A 15,856-nucleotide genomic window follows, 5' to 3' on the forward strand; every position below is an offset into this window, starting at 1 on the left:
ACTCTTCTGTATATTGATTACGTGGTTGTTTCTCCATACAGGACACCCCTTCTCGTTATTGTCATTATCCTCATACACTTAACGAGTGTCCACTTTTTATTCTAGCTGCATTCGTGCAATAGAATCTCCTCAAAATCGTGGTTAGCGACGACAAATGCTAATTCCATTGTATAGAATGCAGTGTGAAGATGTTTCCTCAGGCAAAAGCTGATTAAACTGTATGGAATGCAGCCTAGGCGCAGCAAGGAGCTCAGCCTCCGGACCGTCGCCTATTCCACCTCAATTCCGAACTTGGGATTGACCTCATTGTTAACTCGTGTGATATAATTCGGTTAACAATTGAGATAAGAGGAGGAGCTGGCATGAGCATTCTTCTTCGTGGCCATCATTTATTTTGCCTGCTGGGCTATAGAGGTAAGGGATATTCAGAGTCCTTCTGCACTAACATGTCGGAGATCTATGAGCAGCTTCGCTTGCACCCAGAGACGGAGATTGAGGTTGTAGAGGGGCCGGATGCGATCTGCCGCGCTTTCCCCACGGACCAGCCATCGCATTGCCATAATAGAACGGTGTATCGTAAGGACCGTGAAATTCTACAGGAAATCGGGCTTGCGATAGGCAGTCGGGCTCGCTGGAAGGATATAACGGAGTCAGTTGCAGCTGGTGTACTGCCTAATGCGATTGACCGGCTGTGCGGAGACTGCCCGTGGATGCCGCTTGGCTTATGCCAAGAGGGCATTGCTCATATTCGCAGCAATAGAGAGCTCCGCGAGCTGCCGGTGTAAGGTAAGGCGATTTCACGATAAACAGGAGCTTTCATCCCGATGGGGTGGAAGCTCCTGTTCGTTCTTCTGCTAGTCCCTAGCATGGTTATGGCTCCTGATTGGATAGCTTCTCCTGTGCAAGTCGGATCATCTCGCGTACCATTGAGCCGCCGATCCGCCCGCCTACACGTCCGGCTGATTCTGTACTCAAATCTCCGTTATCGCCATTCTGCAGCGGAACGCCAAGCTCCTTAGCCACCTCGAACTTCACATCATCCGGACGACTTGGATCTACAGCAAAGCCTTCCTTGCGCATAACCTCTGTTTTGAAGTTCTGCAGTCCTTGTCTTGCTCCAGGCACGAGTGGTCTTCGGTTCCTTCTGGACAACGCTAACACCACCTTCTCATTCAAATGTGCTGCAATCTTAAAATCCCCTGTGAACGGCACTATTATGAATGAGCAAGGCGGTACCTTCACTTATTTTGTGCAAACGATGATTTGGCGGATGAAGCCGCCTTTGCGGACAAAGCCGCGATCGATAATGGCAAGCCCAGCCTCTGCGATCATCTCCTCCAGACCGTCATTGGTTACTAGCACAATTCGATTCGCGATTCGGCAGCCCTGCTGAAGCAGAGATAGCTGCTCCTCTGGTGTCGTTCTTGAATAATGGTTATAAGGCATATCAATGATGGCTACATCGAAGCTAGTGTCTACATCGGATATATCGCCTAGCGTGACGTCCGTTGCGAGTCCAAAATGCTCCAGGTTCTCGAGTGTTCCCTGCACGACGTATGGATTAATATCACGCCCGACGATATCAATGCCCATGGACATCGCTTCGATCAGAACCGTTCCGATGCCGCAGCAGGGATCAATCGCTGTTATTCCCTTAGGATGTGGAACGGCAATATTGGCGATCGCTCTAGCATCACGGGTGCTGAGTGCGATGGAGTAGTTGCGCGGCTTCTGCATATGCTCCAGCCAGACAGCCTTGCTCTTCACGTAATGGCCGAAGTACCATCTGCCGCCGACCGTAATAATCCCGTAAGTATAATCCGGATGGTGCATGTCGGCTTCTGCATCGATATGAACGCCGATCTCCCGCTCAATGACGCGCTGATCGTCGAACTCGATTTTGTCAGCAGGGGCAAGATCATTCGTCTTGATATAAATGACCTTGAAGGTCGAATCCGCGAGAACAAGCTGCTCGACTTGCTCCCAGATTTGGGGCAGCGTATCGCCGTCGTACAGCACTTCAAGACGTTCTCTTAGGAACGGGCTGCGATGGGGCTCCACTCCAACGTCACTCATCATAATACTCGTGTGGGATTCTTTCCCGCCGAAGAAAGCGCGCATCTCCAGACGGCATAATGAGGCTTCCTCCTCACGGTAGGCATAGGTATATATATACAAAGGTTGCTGCTGTACATTCATCAATTAGGGTCCATTCCTCATCTATTGAAGTAAAAGTCTACCTCAAACGATAGCCTTATTCCTCGGAAAAAGCAAAATTAAGAGAGCCTGTGCGCTGTAAGCCCTCTGTCGATTACCCTCTTATTCAAATAAAATTCAAATAAAACCTTGAAGGATCTTGTTCACCTTCGTACGGCTGCTGATGAAGTTCTTTTTCTTGAGCAGTCTCTGATTGAGCGTATTATGTTGATGGACGACGACCATATAATTGCGTTTGCCATTCTTCGTTAGAATCTCATGCTTATGCTTAATAACGGCGGGATGTCCTCCAGGAGCGCTGTAGCGCTCTCCTGCGAAATAGCGGTCTGCCTTATAGATCCACACGTAGAATGGCGGGGAGGATTTCTTCACCGCAGCCATGCGCCGTCCCAACTTGTCGAAGATATATCCTTTCTGATTAATTAGAGCGCGAGTCTCTGGCTTAGGCTTATACTGGTGCAGCTGCTGGATGAAGGATTTATGATAGGTGTCATCGCAATCGAGCCGGACCAGATAGAGCAGCTCCTTATCGCCAGTATGCTTCTTCTGGGCTTCAATATATTGTTCATCAGGTACGAAAATAATGTTTTTCGGCAGTTTTTTGTATTTGCCCAGCGTCTTCCGAATGATCTTCTCTGTACTCTCCGTGTAACGGATTAGCGCCGTGAAATTCTGATTGGTCTGCTTCTTCAAGCTCTGCAGCGTATATCGCATAAATATGGCAATACGGTATTCAATCCATTTTTTCGTTAACCCGACTTTATAAACCCCGCCTTTGGCTGAACGGTTATTGAATTCAATTCCGACGATGATCTTCTTGGTCGCCATCTGCCTAATAACCCCTCCATTCATGCTTATTACTAACCATATTCATTTGTAGTTAGATGGATATGGGCGAAAACCATTGGTTATTGAAGCTATGTATGATTAGGTGAAGAATGTTAATTCCGTTACTTGCCACATCAGGATAACCTATACAGCTTCTAGCCCGATTTGTTAAAATAAACAAAATCATGCTGGAAGGTGAAAGAATGAAGCATTCAATTCTACTCGTAGAGGATGACTCTGCGATTAGTGATATGGTAAAGGCTTATTTGCAGTTGGAGGGCTTCGAGGTGATACATGCAGAGGATGGAGAAGTGGCGCTCCGATTGTTCCAGAGCTCCTCCTCCTATGAATTGATTATATTGGACATTATGCTGCCTAAGCTGAATGGCTTGGAGCTCCTGACGAAGATTCGCAGCTGTAGTGCCGTACCTGTACTTGTTCTTTCCGCGAAGGATAGTGATGTCGACAAGGCGCTCGGGTTAGGCTATGGGGCGGACGATTATTTGGCTAAGCCTTTCTCTATGATCGAGCTGTTGGCGAGGGTGAAGGCTGCTATCCGAAGGGCGACTGTCTATGCTGGATCGGTAAGAGAGGTTGAGCAGCCTGTTATCCGAATTGGTGAGCTGGAAGTGGATATTGCGAATATTGCTGTGAGCAAACGTGGAGCCGCTATTAAGCTGACGGCTAAGGAGTGGCAAATATTGACGCTGCTTGTTACCAATCCGACCAAAGTTTTTACGAAGGAGCAGCTCTACCGGTCGGTATGGCAGGATGACTATTATGGTGATGAGAACGTCATTAATGTACATATTAGCCGGCTGCGCGAGAAGATAGAGGATAATCCTTCGGACCCGATCTATATCAAGACTTTATGGGGCATTGGTTACAAGCTGGGTGCTGCTAGCGTTCTGCGGCCTGCAGATGCTTGGCCCTAGCAGTGAAATGTGGCAGGTCATGCTGCTGCATGTTCTGCTGATGGGCGCAACAGCTTCCGTTATGATGCCCGCTCAGACATTAGCCATGAACCAGCTGGCCCCAGCAGAGTACCCGCATGGAACAGCAATTGTGAGTGCAGTGATGCAGGTATCGGGTGCAGTTGGTACAGCGCTATTCATCTCGATCATGGAGCTGGGCGAGCGTTCTGCGCTCAGGGGGAAGATAGCTCCGACTTCCGAAGAACAAGCTACGGCACTGACAATGGGTGTCCAGTATGCATTTTGGACTGGCATATTGTTAGCGGTAGCGGCATTTGGTCTAGCGCTGTTCCTTAAGCCGCTGAAGACGGAGGCTGTCAAAGTGGAGCATACTGTTTAGTTGTGTATAGATAAAGGGTGGAGTGTAAGCTCGCTCTTGTGCCAATACTATTAATAAAATAGAGAAATCGATTAATAGCTGCTCTACTTCGAGTATAATGAAGGATAGCTAAGGCGAAGAGAAATGGCACAGTGCGAGCGCAAGCTCCATAATACACAATAGAAGAGGTTGCTACATGAGTGAACAGCAGTTCAAGGATTATCAATTAAGCGATGAGATCGTCAGAGCATTAGAGGGCCTAGGCTTCGAGAGGCCGACAGAGGTTCAGCGTGAAGTGATGGCTGTGGCGATGAACAAGAAGGATCTAGTCGTCAAATCACAGACTGGCAGCGGCAAGACCGCAGCCTTCGGTATTCCGATCTGTGACATGGTGGACTGGAACGAGAATAAGCCGCAGGCGTTAATTCTGACACCGACGAGGGAGCTTGCCGTTCAGGTGAAAGAGGATATTACGAACATTGGCCGATTCAAACGGATTAAGGCTGCCGCTGTCTATGGGAAGCATCCTTTTCACATCCAGCAGGCTGAATTGAAGCAAAAAACCCATGTGGTTGTAGGTACGCCGGGGCGTGTGCTTGACCATATTGCCAGAGGAACGATTACGCTGTCGCGGCTCGAGTATCTGGTCATTGATGAAGCAGATGAGATGCTGAACATGGGCTTTATTGAGCAGGTGGAATCCATCATTCGGGAGCTTCCAACGAAGCGGATGACGATGCTGTTCTCGGCGACACTGCCGGAGGATGTTGAGAAGCTGTCCCGCAAGTATATGAACCATCCTGCTTATATTGAGATTAAGGCAGCAGGCCTCACGACAGCGCAGATCGAGCATGCTGTCTATGAAGTGAAGGAAGCTGGCAAGTGGCAGCTGCTGAATGATGTAGCTATGGTCGAGAATCCCGATAGCTGTATTATTTTTTGCCGGACTCAGGAGAATGTGAATCAGCTGTTCAGACAAATGGCTGAGCTGGACTATCCGTGTGACAAAATCCATGGCGGGATGGAGCAAGAAGAGCGTCTTGAAGTCATGAATGCGTTCAAAAGAGGACAGTTCCGCTATCTGATTGCGACGGATGTAGCCGCACGTGGCATCGATATTAAGAACATTACTCATGTGATCAATTATGATCTGCCGCTGGAAAAAGAAAGCTATGTGCATCGTACAGGCAGAACCGGACGAGCAGGCCAAGAGGGTATTGCCCTTACTTTCGTAACACCTCAAGAGGATCGTCGCTTGGCAGAGATCGAAGGCTACATCGGCTTCGAGATTACGAGACGGAAGGCGCCTACCAAGGATGAAGTAGCGGAGCATGCTGCGGCATTCCAAGAGAAAATCAATAATCAGCCTAGCTTGAAGCGGGACAAGAGCGAGCTTATTAATAGAGAAATCATGAAGCTGTACTTCAATGGCGGCAAGAAGAAGAAGCTGAGAGCGGTGGATTTCGTGGGCACGATTGCCCGAATTGAAGGGGTTACTGTCGATGATATTGGCATTATTACGATTCAGGATAATGTCACTTATGTAGAGATTCTTAATGGCAAGGGCCCGCATGTAATCAAGGTGATGAAGAACACGACGGTGAAGGGCAAGCTGCTGAAGGTGCATAAAGCCAATAGGTAAAAGGGAATAGGGGAGAGCTGAATGGCGAAGAGTGGATCTTTTCCATGGGTATACGCTTGTGCAGCGGGCTTAATATCAGGCATTGGGCTCGGCCTCTTCCTAAAAGGCGCCCAGCTGCTGACCTCATTTAAGGTATATACGCTGCTGCTGAATGTCGATTATATTCCCGTTCTTAATCGGGTACAGCTGCCGGAGCTCATCGAGTTCATGCTGCACATATTGATGTCAATCTTCGTCAGCATCCTGATGCTCGGGCTTTTGCGTGCCAGGCCATGGCTGCCTAACACCAAAGTGTATATCAGCATTGCGGCAGGTCTTCTCATCGGAATCCTCCTCTACCCCACCACACTGCTGTCGGAGCGAACGCCAGATCTGATGAGCATGCCAGCGCTTCTCTGGTGGCTGCTTGGCCACGGTATATACGGCTTGCTGCTCGGCCTTCTGCTGCGTGCGAAATAGTGGACTACAGCTTATATTATGGTACAATGCACGAAGAGAACAACGAAGGAGATGACGATTAATGAGTGACCAAGAACAGATCAATGAGCAAGAGCTTATCGCATTCATTGCAGGTAAAACGAATATCGATCAAGCAAGCATCAAGCTGGTTCTGAAGCATGAGCAGGCATTCATCAACAATGCTAAGGAAGATAAGAATGGTGAAGTCGAGATTGACAGCGATGAGCTGGTTGATTACATTCTTGGCCGTTCGGATGTTAAGCTGGACGAGCTGAAGGTGGAGACCATTCTTGATTCCGAGATGGACTACTTAGTTGAGCAAGGCCTTGCAGGGTACGTCGATTAAGGACTATCGTCGCCCATAAGTTTAATTGTGTGTTCGATATAGGAATATGCCCATTAGCCTTCAATTCCACTTTTATAGTGGTGTTGAAGGCTTTTTTGGCGTTCTTATCAGCGCCTAAGAGTAGTTTTCGGTCGAGTAGATAGCCAGTAAATCCTATAATGTACCAAATTTTACAAACAGCATAATGAAATTTATTGGGAATAGTAAGGCGTGTGAAAAGCAAATTAAACTAGTAGAAGGACGGTGTCTGTTCGATGAATTGGGAATGGCGCATTCTCTCCCGGGAGACAACAGGGAAAATTGGGAAAACGGTTGGCGTTGCTCTGCTAGCAGGTACTCTCATGCTGAGCATGCCAAGCACAAGCTTGGCAGTCGGAAAAGGGGCGCATGGCCCGGATATCTACGTGATTCAAGGCATGCTGAAATCGGTAGGAAGCTATGCTGGTCCAATTAACGGCAAATACGATAATTTGACGGTTAAAGGAGTCAAGCATTATCAAAAAATGCATGGGCTTCCGGTCACAGGCGCTGTGGATAATAAAACATTCCAAGCGATTACTTACTCTTACGGACAAGCGAAGTACCCTACCGCTAAGGCGAAAAGCGGTGGAAAAGGCAAGGTAGGCATTAAAGGCCAAGGCGGCGGTCAAGGAATCGGCGGCGGCGCAGGTAAAGGTCAAGGCGGCGGCCAAGGAATTGGCGGCGGCGGAGCAGGCAAAGGTCAAGGAGGCGGCCAAGGAATCGGTGGCGGCGGAGCAGGCGGTCAAGGCGGCGGCCAAGGAATTGGTGGTGGCGGAGCAGGCGGTCAAGGCGGCGGCCAAGGAATTGGTGGCGGCGGAGCAGGCGGTCAAGGCGGCGGCCAAGGAATTGGTGGCGGCGGAGCAGGCGGTCAAGGCGACGGCCAAGGAATTGGTGGCGGCGGAGCAGGCGGTCAAGGCGGCGGCCAAGGAATCGGCGGCGGCGGAGCAGGCAAAGGTCAAAACGGTGGCCAAGGAATCGGAGGCGGAGCAGGCAAAGGTCAAAACGGCGGCCAAGGAATCGGTGGCGGCGGAGCAGGCAAAGGTCAAGGCGGCGGCCAAGGAATCGGTGGCGGCGGACAAGCTCCAGCGAATCCAGCACCGAACGCGAATCCCGCGCCGAATGCAAACCCAGCACCGAATGCGAAGCCTGCACCAAGCGAGAATCAAGCGCCTAACCAATTGCGTTAAGGCTGGTTAATAAATGAACAGGGCTGTCGGCTAACAGGTCATATTGCACGGTTGACCGTCTATGTCTGTGGCGGCCCTGTATTCCCGGGAAACCTAACAATAGTTAGGTTTTTTTGGTTTTGTGAGGACTCAGCCTGACAATTCCTTCGACTTCAGAAGTGGTTCGATGGCGAAGGCAAGCCGGAAGCGCAAGCTCTCCAAGGCATCTTTCATATTCAGCCCCGTTAGCTTCTCACATTTGTCTAATCGATAGATAACCGTATTGCGGTGTACGAATAGCTGCTTCGCAGTCTCGAGAAGCTGGCATTGATTGTTGTAGAACATATGTAAGGTGCGAAGCAGCTCCTTGCGTTCCGTATCGTTTACAGCAGAGAAGCCTTTGAACGTCTCCTCGTAGAAATGTCTAAGCTCCTCATGAGGGAGCATGCGTAGAAGGTAGCTGATATCGTTGGACTGATACGATTGTACAAACCTTGTTTTGCTCATCTGATAGCCTGCTTGCAGTGCCTTGACAGCCTCTTTGTAGGTTAAGCCAATATCAAGCACATTAGTGACGGGATGACCAATGCCAAGTGACAAGCTGAGTCCCGATTGCTCATAGAGCTCCTCGGTAACGACATGAAGCCCCCTCGTGAATGCAGCCTCATCCCAATCGCCTTCCTCCATGAACATCAGTATGCCGAACACATCACTGCGAGTGAACATAACGAAGGGCCAGCCGAGAGTGGAGAATCGCTTTTTGATGAGCTCATACTGCATATCGCGCTTCGATATCGATTGCTCGTCGGACAATGCGCTGCGCAATCTCGGAGCATTAGGCAGCGCTTCATCCTCTTTGGCTGCGATAAGAATCATAGAGCCTTGACGCAAGCCGTATTTTTTGCCGCGATGAATGACTTCCTGCTCCGACATAAAGCCATCAATTAAGTCAGAAAAGAATTCATTCTTGTAACGGCGCGAGCGCTCCTTCACAGCTTGGTTCTTCGTCATCTCCATGCTGATCACGTTAGCTGCCTGCTCAATAGCTAGAGCGAGCAGCCGTCTTTGGGGCTGATTCTGATTGAACGATACAAGGTAGCCTTCTAGGCGATAAGTATGAATCGGATAGAGCTCAATATGGCGGTAAGCCTCCACCATCCCGTCTATTAACAGACTGAAGGAAGCGGCAGCTTGTACATGGGAGGAAGTCTCTAGAGCAGCAATAATGGTAGGGATGAGCGACTGTACAGTCGGCTGAAGAAATTGATTGGATTGAGCAAGCGGCTGAAGCTTATGGGTGAGTATGAGAACTGGCGAGCTCAACAATTGCTGGAGAGCATCTAACAGCTCAGGAATTCCTTGTCCCTGCATGATCATGGCAGAGAATTGCTTGTGAATGGACAGCGAATATTGGAGCTCATGATTTTTGTTGTCGAGAATGAAGCTCGTGGACTGCTGGAAGATCTCTCCCAAGGAGTGGTCGACTTCTGACAGCTCAATGATAGGGAATGAAATGCTATCGGCTCTGCTTAATGCTTCAGGGGGAATGTCCAAAGAGAATCGCTTAGTCTTGATTGCAAGTCCTGAACAGCCTAGCTGGTCCATGCTGTCTATTAATTGCAGAAGATCTTCCGGCTTCTCCTTAATGAAATAACCGTTCGTTAACAGCAGCTCGCCTGGCTTCAAATAATTAATAATGTCGGGGGCATCCATGATATTAACCGATTGTGCCATCCGTTGAAGTCCATTTTGGCCGGCTAATACATGCGACTTCGAGAAAATAGGGTTCTCTAGCAGGTTTTTAAGCAGCACGCTTAGTCCTCCCTATACAATGTTATGATACAAAATCTAACACCAACTAGGGCGAATGTAAATAGAATTGTGCTATTCATCTGTGTTTTTTCGGTTTTTTTGGACTTTACAGACAATGACAGTGAGGGTTGCAGGCATTATTATTTATATAAGAGCAAACATGTCACATAACCTAACAACTATTATAAGGAGTGTTCCGCAATGAGCAGCAAGAAGCTACTAATCGATGTTCACCATCATATAGCCGTTCCTGAGGCTGTTAATTTAATGAAAGATCATCCCGTTCTTTCCTCTCACATGTATCCTGATTGGGCGCCGGAGCACTCTATCGCCAGAATGGACCTAATCGGAGTGGATGCAGCAGTACTCTCCCATACGACCCCTGCGAGTCTGGAATGCGGCAACCAAGCATTGACGAATAAGCTTGCACGCCTTATTAACGAGCGTGCAGCTCGAATGATACAGGATTATCCAACCAGATGCGGCGCCTTCGCTACACTCCCTATGCCTAACGTGGATGCATCACTCAAGGAGCTTGAGTATGCGCTGGATGTGCTGGGGATGGACGGCATAGGCTTGATTACCAACTATGGTGATCTGTATCTGGGCTATCCAGAGTTCGAGGAGCTGTACGCAGAGCTGAATCGCCGTCATGCAGTCGTGACGATGCACCCGACGATCAAATCTCCTACAGTTGCTAACCTGCCTTCCTTTTTGCTTGAGGGGACCATTGATACGACGCGGGCAGTAACCTCTCTCGCTGTAACCGGGGTGCTGGCACGCTATCCGAACATCAAGTTCATCGCCCCTCATACCGGTGGGATGGTGCCTTATATCAAGTGGCGAATTGCGATGGCCTGCATGGGCCAGGAGGGTGTGTTGAGCGAGCCGAAGCAGGAGGATTTCGACAGGCATATTGCGATTGTGGACACGCAGCTGTATGTCGATACAGCCGTTAATTTCGGGTCTGTTGAGAAAATCGTACCTAGCTCACAAATTTTGTTCGGAACAGATAGTCTCTACTTCACAGAAGGGATGTACCGCTATGAGAAGGAGACAGTTATGAACACCTATCAGGAGGAGGACCTGCGAGCTGTCACTTATGACAATGCCTTGAAGCTGTTTCCTAGACTAAGAGAGCGATTAGGACAGTAGTACGGTTACGGAATAGTGGAAGGGAGTGAGCAATTCATATGAAGCAATCAAGCTTTCGTACCGAGTTAAAAAAAGTAAAAAGACATTGGCTCCTGCTGCTGATGGCTCTTCCGGGTATTGCCTACTTATTCATGAACAATTATCTTCCGATGTTCGGAGTGATTATTGCCTTCAAGAACGTTAATTACGCCAAGGGGATTCTCGGAAGTGACTGGGTGGGATTTGATAACTTTAAGTATCTGTTCCAGACGCAGGACGCTTGGATTATTACACGGAATACGATTCTGTACAATGGGACATTCATCCTTCTTAGCATGGTGCTCGCTGTTACGGTCGCCATATTGCTGAACGAAGTACGCAAGCGGATATTCTCACGCCTATACCAGAGCGTCATTCTTCTTCCTTACCTGATCTCCATGGTCATTATCGCGTATCTGGTGCTGGCTATGCTGAACGAAGAGAATGGCTTCATCAATCATTACATACTGCCGATATTCGGAATTGACTCAATTGCCTGGTACTCGGAAGCAAAGTATTGGCCTTATATTCTGACAACGGTTCATTTGTGGAAAAGCGTAGGCTACCTCTGCATCATTTATTTGGCGGCCATTGTGGGGCTTGATCAGAGCTATTACGAAGCTGCGATGATCGACGGAGCCAGCAAATGGAGGCAGATTCGCAGCATTACGATTCCAATGATTCTGCCTACGATTATCATTATGTTGCTGCTTGATGTCGGCAGAATATTTTATTCCGACTTCGGTCTCTTCTATCAAGTACCGCTTAATTCGGGTCCCCTTCAGACTACAACAGACGTAATCGATACTTACGTGTATCGCGGACTGATGACTTTCGGTGATATAGGGATGTCTTCGGCGGCGGGATTATACCAGTCAGCGGTCGGCTTCGTTCTTGTCTTGTTCACGAATTATATCGTTCGTCGGAAAAACCGCGATTTAGCTTTGTTCTAGAGAAAAGGGGTGGGCACAGATGAAATCCAATCACTTGAATCAATATGTTATCCATGTCTTCTTTATCATTCTTGCGCTTGCTGCGATATTTCCGTTCCTGCTGCTGCTTGCAGCCTCGGTTACAGACGAGACCAGCATTATTCAGAACGGCTATTCTTTAATTCCTGAGAAATTTAGTCTAGAGGCTTATTCTTATTTGTTCAATCAGTCTACAACGATCTTTCGTTCTTACGGCATTACGGCCTTCATTACGATTGTCGGAACGACTGCGGGACTCCTCATATCCAGTCTCCTTGCTTACCCTCTATCCCGAAGTGTGCTTCCATTCAAAACCATTTTATCGTTTCTCGTCTTTTTCACACTGCTGTTCAATGGTGGTCTAGTTCCTTTCTACCTCGTGTACACGGAAATTTTTCATATCAAAAATACGATCTGGGCGCTTATTCTCCCCAATCTATTAACGAATGGATTCTTCATTCTGCTCATGCGCAGCTTCTTCTCTGTCTCGATTCCCAATGAGGTCATTGAATCGGCTTATGTGGATGGAGCGAATGAATGGAAGATTTACTACCAGATTGTTATGCCGCTTGCGCTGCCGAGTCTGGCCACAATCGGTCTAATGCTGACGATCTCGTATTGGAACGATTGGTTCAACGGCCTTATATTCATAACTGACGGGGGGCTCTACAGCATTCAGAACCTGCTGAACCGGATGCTCTCGGATGCGCAATACTTGCAGCAGAACAACTTGTCTGGACAGACGAGTGCTGCTACAGACATCCCTTTGGCCACTGTTAGAATGGCAATCGCAGTCATTGGTGTGCTGCCGCTTATTTGTGCCTATCCATTCTTTCAGAAATATTTCGTTAAGGGTCTGACCGTAGGGGCAGTCAAAGGATAAGGCTTATCCCGAATGCTGGCGTATTCGGTTTGGCATAGAACAAAATAGAGAGCGGAGGTTTGTACAATGGGGAAACAGATGAGGTTCAGGGCAGATTTAATCGCAGTAGTCATGATTCTAGCTATGGTGTTATCGGCATGCGGCAGTGCTAACGGAAATAATAGCCCTGCAAGCACAGGAGATGGGGGTAGTTCCAAGCCCTATGAGGTTGTTATGACCTATCCAGCATTCGGCGATGTAACCGATGTGGGACTCGTACAGGATGCCATCAGTAAAATTACATTAGAGAAAATCAATGCTACGGTTAAGCTGGTACCAATCAACGGCTCTAACTATGAACAGCAAATGAACCTCATGTTAACAGGCAGTGAAAAGCTCGATCTGGTCTACTCCAGCGTATGGTTCGGATTCGATTCGCAAGTGAGCCGGGGACAGCTGCTGCCAATGGATGAGCTGATAGCTGCTCATGGGGCAGGGATCTCGGAGCAAGTATCGGGAATCGTTGCAGATGCAGGCAAGATTAAAGGCGAGACCTATGGTGTTCCTAGTATTAAAGCATGGGCGTTGACCCCAGCTCTGATGATGCGCAAGGATCTGGTTGAGAAGCATCAGATCGACAGCTCTAAGCTGACCTCATGGGAAGCTGTAGGAGAAGTCCTTCAGGTGATTAAGGATACAGAGCCTGGGGTGGCTCCGATGGTAGGCTACAACACCTCGGAGGCCCCTGGAATCGGTATGCTGTATTCTGACCCATTAGGTATAACATCAGGCGGTCTCTTATTCGAAGGAACAGATTTCAATCTAGTGAACGGTATTGAGACGCCAGAGTATGCCGCAATGGTTCAACTGATGCGTGAATGGTATACCAAAGGCTATTTCAACAAAGATATTGCGACGACACAAGAATCAGGTGGAAGCTTGCTGAAGGCAGGCAAAGCCTTCTCTACGATGAGGAATATCAATGACTGCTATACGGAGTCGATATCTGCTGGAACAGAGCTGGTCTGTGTTCCGATGTTTGATCCGTATATGACTCGGAACAGTATCTCTTCTAATATGATGTCTCTGGCTAGAAATAGCGAGAACCCTGAGAAAGCCATTGCCGTACTCAATCTGTTCTACAGTGATGAGGCTGTTATCAATCTATTCACGAATGGCATTGAAGGCAAGCACTACGTCAAGAACGCTGACGGTTTGATCGCTAAGCCGGATGAAGCTACAACGACGGGGTATGATTCCAACCAATTTGTAGTCGGCAACAACTTCTTGTCCAGCATATGGGTAGGCAACAATCCCGAGATGTGGGCAGATATGAAAAAACTTAATGAGGACGCGGTCAAATCGCGAGCGATGGGCTTCAGCTTCGATATTGAGCCGGTGAAAGCACTCATTACTGCAGTATCGAATGTAAGCAATCAATACGACGTAGGATTCACAACCGGTACAGCTGACCCGTCACTGTTGTCTGAATACATTAAGAAAGCGAAAGCAGCAGGTGCAGATAAAATTATAGAAGAGAAGCAGAAGCAGCTGAATGAATGGCTGAAGGAGAATGGCAAGTAAGGTATAACTGTTAACCTATTATTCAACCACTAGATTAGGAGATGAGACGAATGAATTACCCCATTATAGATGTTCATCATCATATTGTTTCCAGTGCACTTCAGAAGCAGCAAAGGGCTATGAACATAGAAATTCCGAGCTTCATGCCAAAGTGGACACCGACCTACGGCCTTGAGAAAATGGATCTTGCCGGTTTTACCTACTCGATCTTGTCTGCTCCTTCCGATCTGACGTTCGTCGATCAGCCAACAGCCAACAGACTGGCAAGAGAAGTGAACGAGGAAATGGCCGAATACATCCGACTCTATCCGAAGCGGTATGGCGCATTCGCGACCTTGCCGATGCCGGATCCAGAAGGGACGCTTAAGGAAGTGGAATATGCGTTGGATACGCTGAAGCTGGATGGCGTAGCGATGCTGTCGAGCTATCAGGGCCAATACTTGAGCGATCCGAAATATACAGAGCTGCTGGAGGAGCTGAACCGTCGCAAGACAGTCGTCTTCCTTCATCCGATTCTCATCAAAGAGCATATTGCGGGCCTTAGTCCAGCTCTCTTGGAGGGAACCTTCGACACGACGCGTGCAGCTACGACATTAGCGGTGCATGATGTGTTCGAGCGATTCCCGGATATTCGATTTATTCTTCCGCACACAGGAGGCATGGTTCCTTACATCAAATGGAGAATCGCGCTCGCTGTATTCGGGCATCGGAATGGAGCGAATAATGTGGGCTATCATATGGACCCTACGCGTGAGGATTTCGATCGGGAAATTGCTAAGCTGGACGGCATTTATTACGATGCTACGCTCAATATGGGCACTCTTCAGAAGCTGGTCGACCCGTCTCGCATCCTGTTCGGAGCTGATATTCCATGGGCATCGGACGGTATTGCTAAGATGCAGCGGGAGCTGGTGATGGAGGAAGCGGCGCGACTTGGTGAGGACAATGTGAAAGCCATCGCCTATGAGAATGCGTTCCGACTCTTTCCTCGTATTGAGCAGGCATTGAATGGTATCTTAACGTAAACCAGCTGCTGCGCAGACGAATGTTCTTACGCTCGCTGTTGTTTCTGGATGACGGTGAACAATTAGCCAAAATGTCATCCGGAAACATAGGCGAACGCTATCGCTTCTCCAGAATCATTCGTCAGCTCCGCTGCCGCTTAACGGAGAAGACAATCCCAAAGCCCCTTTGACTTTTGGCAACGGACTACACTATAAAAATAAAAAGACCTGCAATAGTGCATTCTGTTTATCCTCTATCTTGTCCCAGGTCAGTAATAACTGCAAAAGTACATGCTTTGCTCTCCGTATCTCCAATTAGGAATAGTCCAGGCTGATATACCTGCAGAATTGCAGGTATATCCTTCTATCTGAGGCACAGCTTTAGCAATAACTGCACATTTGCATTCTTTTAGTGCTACGATGCATTCATCTAATCCGAAAGTGGAAGGCGACAAGATATGCGAGCATGCACGGTGTA

General features: G+C 48.3%; 16 protein-coding genes. 12 read left to right on the plus strand and 4 right to left on the minus strand.

Annotation, left to right across the window (positions count from 1 at the left end; translation table 11 throughout):
* Nucleotides 1-362 precede the first annotated feature (362 nt).
* Nucleotides 363-785: a DUF1284 domain-containing protein gene (locus tag AC6ESP_RS28995; RefSeq protein ID WP_497100257.1), complete on the plus strand. Its 423-nt coding sequence runs from the start codon at nt 363-365 to the stop codon at nt 783-785.
* Nucleotides 786-870: 85 nt separating this feature from the next.
* On the opposite strand, the gene AC6ESP_RS29000 is transcribed toward AC6ESP_RS28995, so the two are convergent.
* The 3 genes from AC6ESP_RS29000 to AC6ESP_RS29010 all read right to left on the minus strand — a co-directional run bounded on the left by AC6ESP_RS29000 (nt 871) and on the right by AC6ESP_RS29010 (nt 3,045).
* Nucleotides 871-1,152: an alpha/beta-type small acid-soluble spore protein gene (locus tag AC6ESP_RS29000; protein WP_497100258.1), complete on the minus strand. Its 282-nt coding sequence runs from the start codon at nt 1,150-1,152 to the stop codon at nt 871-873.
* A gap of 90 nt (nt 1,153-1,242) precedes the next feature.
* A complete protein-coding gene (locus AC6ESP_RS29005; RefSeq protein ID WP_497100259.1) occupies nt 1,243-2,202 on the minus strand; it encodes a TRM11 family SAM-dependent methyltransferase in 960 nt (319 codons plus the stop codon).
* 132 nt (nt 2,203-2,334) lie between these two features.
* A complete protein-coding gene (locus AC6ESP_RS29010) occupies nt 2,335-3,045 on the minus strand; it encodes a glycosyltransferase family A protein (RefSeq protein WP_497100260.1) in 711 nt (236 codons plus the stop codon).
* A gap of 203 nt (nt 3,046-3,248) precedes the next feature.
* Here AC6ESP_RS29010 and AC6ESP_RS29015 point away from each other — a divergent pair, with 203 nt between their 5' ends.
* From AC6ESP_RS29015 to AC6ESP_RS29040, 6 genes are all read left to right on the plus strand, one after another.
* Nucleotides 3,249-3,980 (plus strand): response regulator transcription factor, encoded by a 732-nt coding sequence (locus tag AC6ESP_RS29015; protein WP_497100261.1) that lies wholly within the window; start codon nt 3,249-3,251, stop codon nt 3,978-3,980.
* Between the two features lie 7 nt (nt 3,981-3,987).
* Nucleotides 3,988-4,359, plus strand: coding sequence for a hypothetical protein (locus tag AC6ESP_RS29020; protein ID WP_497100262.1), 372 nt, complete (start codon nt 3,988-3,990; stop codon nt 4,357-4,359).
* 175 nt (nt 4,360-4,534) lie between these two features.
* Nucleotides 4,535-5,980, plus strand: coding sequence for a DEAD/DEAH box helicase (locus tag AC6ESP_RS29025; RefSeq protein ID WP_497100263.1), 1,446 nt, complete (start codon nt 4,535-4,537; stop codon nt 5,978-5,980).
* Nucleotides 5,981-6,001: 21 nt separating this feature from the next.
* Entirely contained in the window at nt 6,002-6,439 is a 438-nt protein-coding gene (locus tag AC6ESP_RS29030) for a hypothetical protein (RefSeq protein WP_497100264.1), read from the plus strand.
* 61 nt (nt 6,440-6,500) lie between these two features.
* Nucleotides 6,501-6,785: a hypothetical protein gene (locus AC6ESP_RS29035; protein WP_497100265.1), complete on the plus strand. Its 285-nt coding sequence runs from the start codon at nt 6,501-6,503 to the stop codon at nt 6,783-6,785.
* Between the two features lie 254 nt (nt 6,786-7,039).
* On the plus strand, nt 7,040-7,993 hold the full coding sequence (locus AC6ESP_RS29040; RefSeq protein ID WP_497100266.1) for a peptidoglycan-binding domain-containing protein: 954 nt from the start codon (nt 7,040-7,042) through the stop codon (nt 7,991-7,993).
* Between the two features lie 129 nt (nt 7,994-8,122).
* Here AC6ESP_RS29040 and AC6ESP_RS29045 read toward each other — a convergent pair whose 3' ends face one another.
* Complete coding sequence (locus AC6ESP_RS29045) at nt 8,123-9,784, minus strand: PucR family transcriptional regulator (protein ID WP_497100267.1); 1,662 nt, start codon at nt 9,782-9,784, stop codon at nt 8,123-8,125.
* Nucleotides 9,785-9,985: 201 nt separating this feature from the next.
* Between AC6ESP_RS29045 and AC6ESP_RS29050 the strand changes: the two genes are divergently transcribed.
* The 5 genes from AC6ESP_RS29050 (at nt 9,986) to AC6ESP_RS29070 (ending at nt 15,399) form a co-directional block, all read left to right on the plus strand.
* Nucleotides 9,986-10,939, plus strand: a complete 954-nt coding sequence (locus AC6ESP_RS29050; protein WP_497100268.1) for an amidohydrolase family protein — start codon at nt 9,986-9,988, stop codon at nt 10,937-10,939.
* Nucleotides 10,940-10,977: 38 nt separating this feature from the next.
* The gene (locus tag AC6ESP_RS29055; protein WP_497100269.1) at nt 10,978-11,910 is read left to right on the plus strand and encodes an ABC transporter permease; all 933 of its coding nucleotides are present in this window, start codon (nt 10,978-10,980) and stop codon (nt 11,908-11,910) included.
* A 19-nt stretch (nt 11,911-11,929) separates the two neighbouring features.
* Nucleotides 11,930-12,811: a carbohydrate ABC transporter permease gene (locus tag AC6ESP_RS29060; RefSeq protein ID WP_497100270.1), complete on the plus strand. Its 882-nt coding sequence runs from the start codon at nt 11,930-11,932 to the stop codon at nt 12,809-12,811.
* 66 nt (nt 12,812-12,877) lie between these two features.
* On the plus strand, nt 12,878-14,374 hold the full coding sequence (locus tag AC6ESP_RS29065; RefSeq protein ID WP_497100271.1) for an ABC transporter substrate-binding protein: 1,497 nt from the start codon (nt 12,878-12,880) through the stop codon (nt 14,372-14,374).
* A 50-nt stretch (nt 14,375-14,424) separates the two neighbouring features.
* Nucleotides 14,425-15,399, plus strand: coding sequence for an amidohydrolase family protein (locus AC6ESP_RS29070; RefSeq protein ID WP_497100272.1), 975 nt, complete (start codon nt 14,425-14,427; stop codon nt 15,397-15,399).
* Nucleotides 15,400-15,856: the final 457 nt, after the last annotated feature.

The organism is Paenibacillus xinjiangensis (assembly GCF_059686975.1).

Excerpts from the sequence above, each read along its gene's own strand:
- AC6ESP_RS28995 (WP_497100257.1), top strand. The coding sequence starts at position 363 with ATGAGCATTCTTCTTCGTGGCCATCATTTATTTTGCCTGCTGGGCTAT.
- AC6ESP_RS29060 (WP_497100270.1), top strand. The coding sequence starts at position 11,930 with ATGAAATCCAATCACTTGAATCAATATGTTATCCATGTCTTCTTTATC.
- AC6ESP_RS29025 (WP_497100263.1), top strand. The coding sequence starts at position 4,535 with ATGAGTGAACAGCAGTTCAAGGATTATCAATTAAGCGATGAGATCGTC.
- AC6ESP_RS29035 (WP_497100265.1), top strand. The coding sequence starts at position 6,501 with ATGAGTGACCAAGAACAGATCAATGAGCAAGAGCTTATCGCATTCATT.
- AC6ESP_RS29020 (WP_497100262.1), top strand. The coding sequence starts at position 3,988 with ATGTGGCAGGTCATGCTGCTGCATGTTCTGCTGATGGGCGCAACAGCT.
- AC6ESP_RS29055 (WP_497100269.1), top strand. The coding sequence starts at position 10,978 with ATGAAGCAATCAAGCTTTCGTACCGAGTTAAAAAAAGTAAAAAGACAT.
- AC6ESP_RS29050 (WP_497100268.1), top strand. The coding sequence starts at position 9,986 with ATGAGCAGCAAGAAGCTACTAATCGATGTTCACCATCATATAGCCGTT.
- AC6ESP_RS29065 (WP_497100271.1), top strand. The coding sequence starts at position 12,878 with ATGGGGAAACAGATGAGGTTCAGGGCAGATTTAATCGCAGTAGTCATG.
- AC6ESP_RS29070 (WP_497100272.1), top strand. The coding sequence starts at position 14,425 with ATGAATTACCCCATTATAGATGTTCATCATCATATTGTTTCCAGTGCA.
- AC6ESP_RS29015 (WP_497100261.1), top strand. The coding sequence starts at position 3,249 with ATGAAGCATTCAATTCTACTCGTAGAGGATGACTCTGCGATTAGTGAT.
- AC6ESP_RS29040 (WP_497100266.1), top strand. The coding sequence starts at position 7,040 with ATGAATTGGGAATGGCGCATTCTCTCCCGGGAGACAACAGGGAAAATT.
- AC6ESP_RS29010 (WP_497100260.1), bottom strand. The coding sequence starts at position 3,045 with ATGGCGACCAAGAAGATCATCGTCGGAATTGAATTCAATAACCGTTCA.
- AC6ESP_RS29030 (WP_497100264.1), top strand. The coding sequence starts at position 6,002 with ATGGCGAAGAGTGGATCTTTTCCATGGGTATACGCTTGTGCAGCGGGC.